Source organism: Pseudomonas sp. GM78 (assembly GCF_000282475.1).
Taxonomy (GTDB): domain Bacteria; phylum Pseudomonadota; class Gammaproteobacteria; order Pseudomonadales; family Pseudomonadaceae; genus Aquipseudomonas.
In genome coordinates, this window is sequence record NZ_AKJF01000148.1 from 1 (window position 1) to 9,991 (window position 9,991).

At 63.0% G+C, this 9,991-nt stretch carries 7 protein-coding genes; 6 read left to right on the top strand and 1 reads right to left on the bottom strand.

The genetic code is table 11. The features are described 5' to 3' along the window. Positions 1 to 228 precede the first annotated feature (228 nt). On the top strand, positions 229 to 447 hold the full coding sequence (locus tag PMI35_RS08150) for a DUF4287 domain-containing protein (RefSeq protein WP_008063249.1): 219 nt from the start codon (positions 229 to 231) through the stop codon (positions 445 to 447). A gap of 39 nt (positions 448 to 486) precedes the next feature. On the opposite strand, the gene PMI35_RS08145 is transcribed toward PMI35_RS08150, so the two are convergent. Continuing rightward, entirely contained in the window at positions 487 to 702 is a 216-nt protein-coding gene (locus PMI35_RS08145; RefSeq protein WP_008063260.1) for a hypothetical protein, read from the bottom strand. Between the two features lie 172 nt (positions 703 to 874). Between PMI35_RS08145 and lldD the strand changes: the two genes are divergently transcribed. The 5 genes from lldD to PMI35_RS08120 all read left to right on the top strand — a co-directional run bounded on the left by lldD (position 875) and on the right by PMI35_RS08120 (position 9,834). Beyond that, positions 875 to 2,023, top strand: coding sequence for an FMN-dependent L-lactate dehydrogenase LldD (lldD, locus tag PMI35_RS08140; RefSeq protein ID WP_008063261.1), 1,149 nt, complete (start codon positions 875 to 877; stop codon positions 2,021 to 2,023). A 17-nt stretch (positions 2,024 to 2,040) separates the two neighbouring features. Next, on the top strand, positions 2,041 to 2,808 hold the full coding sequence (locus PMI35_RS08135) for a metallophosphoesterase (RefSeq protein ID WP_008063262.1): 768 nt from the start codon (positions 2,041 to 2,043) through the stop codon (positions 2,806 to 2,808). 221 nt (positions 2,809 to 3,029) lie between these two features. After that, on the top strand, positions 3,030 to 3,548 hold the full coding sequence (locus PMI35_RS08130) for a hypothetical protein (protein WP_008063263.1): 519 nt from the start codon (positions 3,030 to 3,032) through the stop codon (positions 3,546 to 3,548). Positions 3,549 to 3,632: 84 nt separating this feature from the next. Further along, positions 3,633 to 5,339 carry an amidase gene (locus PMI35_RS08125; RefSeq protein WP_008063264.1) on the top strand — a complete coding sequence of 569 codons (1,707 nt, stop codon included), beginning with the start codon at positions 3,633 to 3,635 and terminating at the stop codon, positions 5,337 to 5,339. A gap of 400 nt (positions 5,340 to 5,739) precedes the next feature. Beyond that, positions 5,740 to 9,834 (top strand): bifunctional nitrate reductase/sulfite reductase flavoprotein subunit alpha, encoded by a 4,095-nt coding sequence (locus PMI35_RS08120; protein ID WP_008063265.1) that lies wholly within the window; start codon positions 5,740 to 5,742, stop codon positions 9,832 to 9,834. The last annotated feature ends 157 nt before the right edge of the window (positions 9,835 to 9,991 follow it).

The following is a 9,991-nucleotide window of genomic DNA, read 5'->3' on the forward strand; positions in this document are numbered from 1 at the left end:
AGTGACTCGCCGTAAGGGCGAAACCCTAGGTGGCCGTTACCGCAGGAATGGATATGTACACCTGAACAACAATCATCGGCTATCTAAAGCAGGACCCACCAAGAGTGGACACCGGATTCAGTGCAGGCTAAAAAGTAACGTCACCGGTACTGCATTCGGATCATTACCCGACTTTCCAGAGCGCTCGGCACTTCCCCTGATAACCCGGCAAAAAAAGGAGTTTTGAACGTGACTGAAGAGACACAAACAAAAGGACCCGCCTCGTACTTCCCTTCTATCGAAAAAAAGTACGGACACCCGGTCACCCACTGGCTTGACCTGCTCAAGACCGTCAGCACCAAGAAGCACATGGAAATGGTCGCCTGGCTCAAGACCGAGCACGGCTTGGGTCATGGCCACGCCAACGCGCTGGTTGCCTATTACCTGGCCAGCGCGAAAAACCAGTGACAGCGCCTGGCGCCCTTTCAGCAAGTTGACGGGCGCCAGTCACGCCAGCTTGATCCCACCCCCCTGAATCTCATCCCGCGCAATCCGCAAATCGATGGCGTCCTGGTTGAGCCGATGAATCAGGTTAAACAAGCGTTGGCGCAACACTTCGTCCTTGAGCTGTTCAGCTGCGCGCATCACGTCCAGCGCCGCGCCCTCATTGTTGGCGGCGACGGAGTCGAGCAGTTTGCGCAGGCTTCTTGATGGCCGATTCATGGGTCATTCCCTGAGTTTTGGTTGAGGCGGATCATAGGCGCGCATTGTTGCGGCCATGTTGCAGCCACAAAAGGTTTGAACGGCTTTTCAACAGGGTTGCGATGGCATGGGCTAATCTGCCTTCACGCTCGACAGACGTCACCGTCCCTCATCAGCTCAAGGCATCGGCAATATGATCATTTCGTCCGCATCCGATTATCGCGAGGCAGCGCGTCGCAAGCTCCCGCGTTTTTTGTTCGACTACATCGATGGCGGAGCCTATGCCGAGCATACGCTGAGGGCCAACAGCGCCGACTTGACGCAGGTCAGCCTGCGCCAGCGGATCCTCAAGAACGTCGAAGCGTTGAGCCTGCAAACCACCTTGTTCGATCAACGACTGTCGATGCCCATCGTGTTGGCACCGGTAGGCCTGACGGGCATGTTCGCCCGCCGCGGTGAGGTGCAGGCGGTCAAGGCCGCCGAAAACAAGGGCATCCCGCTGTGCCTGTCCACCGTGTCGGTGTGCTCGATCGAAGAAGTCTGCGCCAACAGTCAACAGCCCATCTGGTTTCAGCTGTACGTGCTCAAGGACCGGGGTTTCATGAAAAACGCCCTGGAACGCGCCAAGGCCGCCGGCGTGCAGAACCTGGTGTTCACGGTGGATATGCCGACGCCCGGCGCCCGTTATCGCGATGCCCATTCGGGCATGTCCGGTCCCTATGCGTCGTCGCGGCGAATGTTACAGGCTATGACCAGGCCTGACTGGGCGTTCAACGTCGGCCTGCTGGGCCGTCCCCATGACCTGGGCAATGTCTCGAAGTATCTCGGCAAGGCGGTTACCCTCGAAGACTACATCGGCTGGCTGGCCAACAACTTCGACCCGTCGATCAGCTGGAGCGACCTGGAGTGGATTCGCGATTTCTGGAAGGGCCCGATGATCATCAAGGGCATTCTCGACCCCGAGGACGCCAGGGATGCGGTCAGCTTTGGCGCCGACGGCATTGTCGTCTCCAACCACGGCGGCCGCCAGCTGGACGGCGTGCTCTCCACGGCCCAGGCCTTGCCGCCGATCATGCAAGCGGTCGGCGATGACCTCAAGGTGCTGGTCGATTCGGGGATCCGCTCGGGGCTGGACGTGGTGCGCATGTTGGCCCTGGGAGCAAAAGGCGTGCTCCTGGGGCGCTCCATGGCCTATGCACTGGCGGCCGATGGTCAACGCGGGGTGGAAAACATGCTGGATATTTTCGCCAAGGAAATGCGCGTGGCCATGACCCTTACGGGAGTAACCTCGATCGACCAGATCAACGAATCGATTCTGGTGCGTAGCCACCAACATTCATGACTGCCAGGAACCGTTCCATGCGCATCGCCTTGCTGTCCGATATCCACTTGTCCGTCGACGCCCTGCCATTCCCGGCTGTGGAAGCCGATATCCTGGTCCTGGCCGGCGACATTTCCCGACCGGCCGCCGCCATCGAGTGGGCCAGGGCATGCCCGATACCGGTGCTGTACGTGGCCGGCAATCACGAGTTCTATGGCAGTGACCTGGTCTCGACCTACGAGCAGTTGCACAGTTTGGCGCAAGGCACACCGATCCGCGTGCTGGAACGCACGGCGCACATTCAGGATGGCGTACGGTTCCTGGGCTGTACCCTGTGGTCCGATTATCGCCTGTTTGATCGGGCAGAAGAGCGGGCGCAGGGGATCGACATGGCAACCAGCCTCATCCGCGACTACAGCCGCATCAAGGTGTCGCCTGATTTTCCAGACCTGTTCACGCCGGCCATTTCCCAGCTGCTTTTCATGCAGACGGTCGCCTGGCTGGAAGACTGTTTTGCCGCCGACCGCAGTATCCCCACGGTGGTGATTTCCCATTTCGCGCCGACACGGTTGAGCATCAGCCCGACCTTCGCCGATTCGCCAATCAACGCGAGTTTCGTTTCGGACCTCCGGGAGCGGATCGAAGCGTGGCAGCCCGCGCTTTGGCTGCACGGGCACACCCACGGCAGCTTCGATTACCGGATCGGCATGACCCAGGTCATTTGCAACGCCCGAGGCTATGCCAAGGGTGGCGTCAATGAAAATGCTCAATTCAACACCGCCCATGTAATTGACCTGAACCTATGATCCCCAGCCTCATACCAAAGCGTTAACCTGCCACACCCTTGTCTAGTGGCCGGCGGCAGGGTTTGCCCCTACATTGCCCGCGCCAAAAGGGAACAGCCCTTTTGGGCCTTGCTCATGGCCTCAACGCAAAAAGCGTATCGCACGGCGCTTTGCTGGATTTAGAATCTGTCGTGGCCAACCCCTTCGCCCCTTTTGGCAACTTCGCCAACGGACATTGACCCATGGACATCGCCCCTCGTTTCATCATTCATGAAACCGCCCACTGGATCCTCAACCACCATATGTCTTCGGCACTCCCCGGCTACCTGGTCCTGGGAACCCGGCACAACGCCAATTCGTTGTCCGACCTTCCCGAACAGGCCCTGGCCGAGCTGGGCGTGCTGCTCGCCAGAGTCCAGAAAACCCTGCAAGCGGAGTTGCAGCCAAAGTGGCTCTACATCAGTCGATTCGGCCATGATCCGCGCTTCCCCATCCATTTCCATTACATACCGGTGTATCGGTGGGTCGAAGACCTGTTCTGGCAGGATGAGCGCTACAGGCTGCTGGAAAACTTCGGTTCCAGTGCCGCTGCGCATACGCTGACCGATGGCGCGGAAATGACCTTGTTCATCTGGCGTGAATTTGGCGAGAGCCCGCAACCACCGGCCATTGAAGGGCCTTCGATTGACCAGGTCATCGACCGTTTGCGCACAGCCTTCAGTCCCGTGAGCCAGCGCCTGCTTGTTCAAGTCGACAGCTGACTTCGGCGATCGCGGTGCTAACATGACGGGCGTACCCGGATGCCTCACCCAGCGCATCCCCCATCAACAGCCGGCAGTCACCGCATGATCGAAGTCACCGAAGTTTCCATTGCCCAACTGCGCGCTGCGCTCGAATCCGGCCAGACCACCGCCGTTGCGCTGGTCCAGGCTTATCTGGCCAGGATCGATGCCTACGACACGCCCCAGACGCCCACTGCGCTCAACGCGGTGGTGGTGCGCAACCCCGATGCGTTGCAAGAGGCGCAGGCCAGCGATGCCCGTCGCGCCAAGGGCCAGACATTGGGCCCGCTTGATGGCATCCCTTACACGGCCAAGGACAGTTACCTGGTCAAGGGGCTCACCGCCGCCTCCGGCAGTCCGGCCTTCAAGGACCTGGTCGCCTATCGCGATGCATTCACCATCGAACGGCTGCGCGCCGCCGGCGCCATCTGCCTGGGCAAGACCAATATGCCGCCGATGGCCAATGGCGGCATGCAACGTGGCGTCTACGGCCGCGCAGAAAGCCCGTACAACGCCGACTACCTCACCGCCCCCTTCGCCTCGGGCTCTTCGAACGGTGCAGGGACGGCCACGGCCGCGAGCTTTGCCGCCTTCGGCCTGGCTGAAGAAACCTGGTCGAGCGGTCGCGGCCCTGCGTCCAACAATGGCTTGTGTGCCTACACGCCGTCACGCGGCGTGATCTCGGTGCGCGGCAACTGGCCGTTGACGCCGACCATGGACGTGGTCGTGCCATTTGCCAGGACCATGGCCGACCTGCTCGAGGTGCTCGACGTGGTGGTGGCCGAGGACCCGGACACCCGCGGCGACCTGTGGCGCCTGCAACCCTGGGTGCCAATTCCGTCTGTCGCTTCGGTGCGCCCCGCGTCTTACCAGGACCTGGCGGTCAACGCTGCGGCGCTGGCCGGCAAGCGCCTGGGCGTTCCGCGCATGTACATCAACGCCGATCCCGAAGCCGGTACCAGCGAGTCCCCTGGCATCGGCGGCCCGACCGGGCAGCGCATCCACACCCGGCCGTCGGTGATCGGCCTGTGGGAGCAGGCACGCCAGGCCTTGCAAGCCGCCGGCGCCGAAGTCATCGAGGTGGATTTCCCCCTCGTCTCCAATTGCGAGGGCGATCGCCCCGGTGCGCCGACCGTGTTCAATCGCGGGATCGTGTCCAAGGAGTTCCTGCATCACGAGTTGTGGGACCTGACGGCCTGGGCGTTCGACGACTTCCTGCAGGCCAATGGCGACCCGAAATTGAACCGCCTGGTCGATGTCGACGGGCCGCTGATTTTCCCCCACGACCCGGGCACCCTGCCCAACCGCGAGGGCGACCTTGCCGCCGGCATGGACGAGTACGTGCGCATGGCCGAGCGCGGCATCACCCCGTGGGACCAGATCCCGACGGTGCCGGACGGCCTGCGTGGCCTTGAACAGACCCGCAAGATCGATCTTGAGCAGTGGATGGATGGGCTGGGGCTCGATGCGGTGATTTTCCCGACGGTCGCCGACGTCGGCCCGGCCAATGCCGACGTCGATCCGGCAGCGGCTGACATCGCCTGGAGCAATGGTGTCTGGGTGGCCAACGGCAACCTCGCGATACGCCACTTGGGTGTACCGACGGTTACCGTGCCGATGGGCGTCATGCCGGACATCGGCATGCCCGTGGGGCTGACCTTTGCCGGTCGCGCCTATGACGATTCGAACCTGCTGCGCCTGGCGTCGGCGTTCGAAGCCACAGGCTCCAAGCGCTTGATCCCGCCGCGTACCCCACCGCTGGGCAAGTGATCGTGCGGGCGGGACTGGAGCGTTTCAGGCGCCAGTCCCGCCACCGCCACCGACTGGTGCACCCGGGTGCACATGGCGCTTTATAAAAGTGCAGGCAGCGGATGCAGCGCCGTTACTTTGCACCGGCGTTCGATGATCTCCCCCTCACCCCAGAACCGCACAAGACTGCGGTTTTCACCCGGAAAAGCCGTGCCCCCACCTGTGTATTGGCTTCGATCACGACCTCAAGGGCATTTCTGGCGCGTGACTTGCTAGTAACACCTCAACCCTGCAGTCAACGCTGATTGCATGCATACGACAAAGGCGCCGTGTGTCCCCCGTTTTTTCTGACGGTGGGCCGCATGGCGCCTTTTTTGTTTCCGGCATCGGCAACGGCCGGCAAGAGATTCGAGGGGCGAGGATGGCAAGCAAAACCGTACGCAGTGTATGTCCCTATTGTGGTGTGGGCTGCGGCATCGTCATGCAGGTCGAAAACAACCGGGTCGTCAAGGTCAGCGGCGACAAGGCCCACCCGACCAACGCCGGCAGGCTCTGCACCAAAGGCACCACCTGCGGCCAGGCCATCGCCGAGTCGGGCCGGATGGAACACGCCTACCTGCGCCACGAACGCCGCCGCGACCCGGTGCGCATCGCCATGGACAAGGCCATCAGCGAGACGGCCAGCCGGCTGCGCGACACCCTCGAGCGCCACGGCCCCGATGCGTTGTCGTTCTACGTGTCCGGGCAAATGTCGCTGGAAGCCCAATACCTGATCAACAAACTGGCCAAGGGTTTTGTCGGGACCGCAAACATCGAGTCCAACTCGCGCCTGTGCATGGCCAGCGCCGGCAGCGGCTACAAGCTCTCCCTCGGTTCTGACGGCCCTCCGGGTTCGTACCAGGACTTCGATCAGGCGGACCTGTTTTTCGTCATCGGCGCCAACATGGCCGACTGTCACCCGATCCTGTTCCTGCGCATGATGAACCGGGTCAAGGCCGGGGCGAAGCTGATCGTGGTCGACCCACGGCGCAGCGCCACCGCAGACAAGGCCGACCTGTTCCTGCCGATCCTGCCTGGGACCGACCTGGCGTTGCTCAATGGCTTGCTGCACCTGCTGGTGAAAAACGGCCACACCGACCCGGCCTTCATCGCGGCGTTCACCGAAGGCTGGGACGCCATGCCGGAATTTCTCGAGGACTATCCGCCGGCAAAGGTCGCACACTTCACCGGCCTGCCCGAGGCCGACATTCGCCAGGCCGCGCAATGGATCGGCGAGGCCGCGCAGTGGATGAGCTGCTGGACCATGGGGCTGAACCAGAGCACCCACGGCACCTGGAACACCAACGCCCTGTGCAACCTGCACCTGGCCACCGGGGCGATCTGCCGGCCCGGCAGCGGGCCGTTTTCCCTGACCGGGCAACCGAACGCCATGGGCGGTCGCGAGATGGGCTACATGGGGCCAGGCCTGCCCGGACAGCGTTCGATGCTGGTGGAGGCGGACCGCGCGTTCATCGAGGACTTGTGGGGCATCCCGCGCGACCGCCTGCCGCGCAGCGCCGGTGGCGGCACCGTGGCCATGTTCGAAGACATGAGCGCCGGACGGATCAAGGCCTGCTGGATCATCTGCACCAACCCGGTGGCGTCGGGCCCCAACCGCCAGAAAGTGATCGACGGCCTGCAGGCGGCGGAACTGGTCATCACCCAGGACGCCTACCTCGACACCGAGACCAACCGTTACGCCGACATCCTGCTGCCCGGCGCGCTCTGGGCCGAAGCCGAGGGCGTGATGATCAACTCCGAGCGCAACCTGACGCTGATGCAAAAAGCCGTGGAGCCCCCGGGCGAAACGCTGCCCGACTGGCAGATCATCGCGCGGGTGGCCTGCGAGATGGGCTTCGCCGCGGCGTTCACCTACAGCACTGCCGATGAAGTGTTCGAAGAGATCAAGCGCGCCTGGAACCCCAAGACCGGTTATGACATTCGCGGCGCCAGCTACCCGCGCCTGCGTGATAAACCCCTGCAATGGCCCTGCGCCAGCGATACCGCGGCGGACCGCAATCCGATTCGCTACCTCAACAATGGCGTCAGCCAGACGCTCAGGATCGAAGCCGATGGCAGCCAGCCGGCGATCGTCTTTGCCACCGAGCGCGGCAAAGGCATCTTCCTCGCCCGACCGCACATGGCCCCCGCCGAAATGCCGGATGAAGCTTTTCCCTTCGTGCTCAACACCGGGCGCCTGCAGCACCAGTGGCACACCCTGACCAAGACCGGCAAGGTGGCGACCCTGAACAAGCTCAACCCGGGCCCCTTCGTGGAGATCCATCCCGAGGATGCCAGCGCGCTGGGCATCAAGGACAAGGACCCGGTCGAGGTGCGCTCGGTGCGGGGTCGGGCCGTGTTGCCGGCGGTGGTGAGTGACCGCGTGCGCCAGGGCAACTGCTTTGTGCCCTTTCACTGGAACGATGTGTTCGGCGAGAACCTGGCGATCAATGCCGTGACCAACGATGCCGTCGACCCGATCTCGCAGCAGCCCGAATTCAAATTCTGTGCGGTCGCCCTGCAACGTGTCGAACTGATCGACCATCAGTTCCTGCAAACGCCAGCGCCTGCCACCGTCGACTCATCCCCCTTACCAGAGGAACTCGCCATGTCGAGCATCGAGACCTTCGCCGATCTCGCGGGCATCCGTCGCCTGCCCTCCCCGCAATTGAACGACAGTGAACGCACCTACCTCGCCGGTTTTCTCAGCGGCCTGCAATCCCCGGCCGGTCGCCAGGCCGCCGGTGTGCCGGTGCTGCCGGCCAGCGCGCCGCTGGCCAACGAGACGCGGTTGTGGCTGGACGGGCTCCTGGGCGGGTTGTTCAGCCGGGTCGATGCGGGTGTAGCTGATCAGGCTGGAACCCTGTCCCCCGCCACTGAAGAAAATGCCCCCGCCGTGACCTTGCTCTGGGCGTCGCAAACCGGCAATGCCGAGACCCTGGCCGAGCGCCTGGCCGCGCGCCTGCGTGACGGCGGTTTCGCCGTGGAGCTGAGTGCGATGGCCGATTTCCCAGCCAGCAAATTGGCCAGCACGCAGAACCTGGCCCTGATCAGCAGCACCTTCGGCGATGGCGATCCGCCGGACAATGGCGAAGGTTTCTGGCACACCCTCAACAACGATCAAACGCGCCTGGAATCGCTGCGCTTTGCCGTGCTGGCCCTGGGTGACCCGGCGTACGACCGGTTCTGCCAGCACGGCAAGCAACTTGATGAACGCCTGCAGGAACTGGGCGCCACCCGCTTGCTGGAACGGGTCGATTGCGACACCGAGTTCGAGGAGCGCGCCGATACCTGGCTGGAGCAATTGCAGAAGACCCTCAAGCCTGAGGTGGCGGTCGCCGCCCCGGTACATAACAACAGTGCCGCCGAGACACCTGGCAAGGCCAAGCCTCTTGCTTCGCGGTTGCTGGCCAATCTTCACCTGAACCGCCAGAGCCCGCACAAGGAAACCCGCATGTTTGCCCTGGACCTGGCGGATTCCGGACTGGGCTATGAAGCGGGTGACGCGCTGGGCGTCCATCCGCGCAACTGCCCGGAACTGGTGGACGAGCTGCTCGACCTGACCCGGTTGAATGGCGAGACACCGGTGAGTGTCGATAAATGCGGTGAGGTGTCATTGCGTCAGGCGCTGACCGAACACTTCGAAATCGCCCGGCCCAACAGCGACACCCTGGCCTTCATCGCCGAGCGCAGCGCCAACCCCGGCTTGAAACAGCTGCTGGGCAATGAACACAAGGCCCAGTTGAAAGACTGGTTGTGGGGGCGGCAACTGGCGGACGTGCTGCAGGAGTATCCGCTGGACTGCTCGGCGAGCGAACTCCTGGGCACCTTCAAGCGCCTGCAACCGCGCCTGTATTCAATCGCTTCGAGCGCCAAGGCGCATCCACGGGAAGTCCATCTCACCGTGGCCGCGGTGCGCTACGGCAAACGCAAGGGCGTGTCCTCGACCTTCCTCGCCGACCGCGCGCAGGACGCCGAGGTACCGGTTTTCGTCCAGCCATCGAAACACTTTCGCGTGCCGAACGACGGTGAAGTGCCGATGATCATGATCGGCCCCGGCACCGGGGTCGCGCCCTTCCGCGCCTTCCTGCAGGAACGCCGGGCGCGGGGCGACCAGGGCAAGAACTGGCTGTTCTTCGGTGAACAGCACGCCGCCAGCGACTTCTATTACCGCGATGAACTGCAAGGCATGCAGCACGATGGCCTGCTGACGCAACTGAGCCTGGCCTTTTCCCGCGACCAGGCCGAGAAAATCTACGTGCAGGACCGCATCCGCGAACAAGGCGCCGAACTCTGGCGCTGGCTGCAGGACGGCGCCCGGTTGTACATCTGTGGCGATGCCAGCTGCATGGCCAAGGATGTCGACCAGGCCTTGCGCCAGGTCGCCCAGCACCACGGCGGACTGGACCCGCAAGGCGCGGCTGATTACTGGCGGCAGATGAGTGAGCAGAAGCGTTATTTGCGGGATGTTTATTGAGTGGTTGGTGGGTGTCGGTGACAGCCGATTTGCCGGCGACGGTGGCCGTTGGTTGATCCATGCCGCGTCGAAGCTTGTGGGAGATTGTTGTCTGAGTACATATCCATTGCTGCGGTAACGGCCACCTATGGTTTCGCCCTTACGGCGACTCACTTTT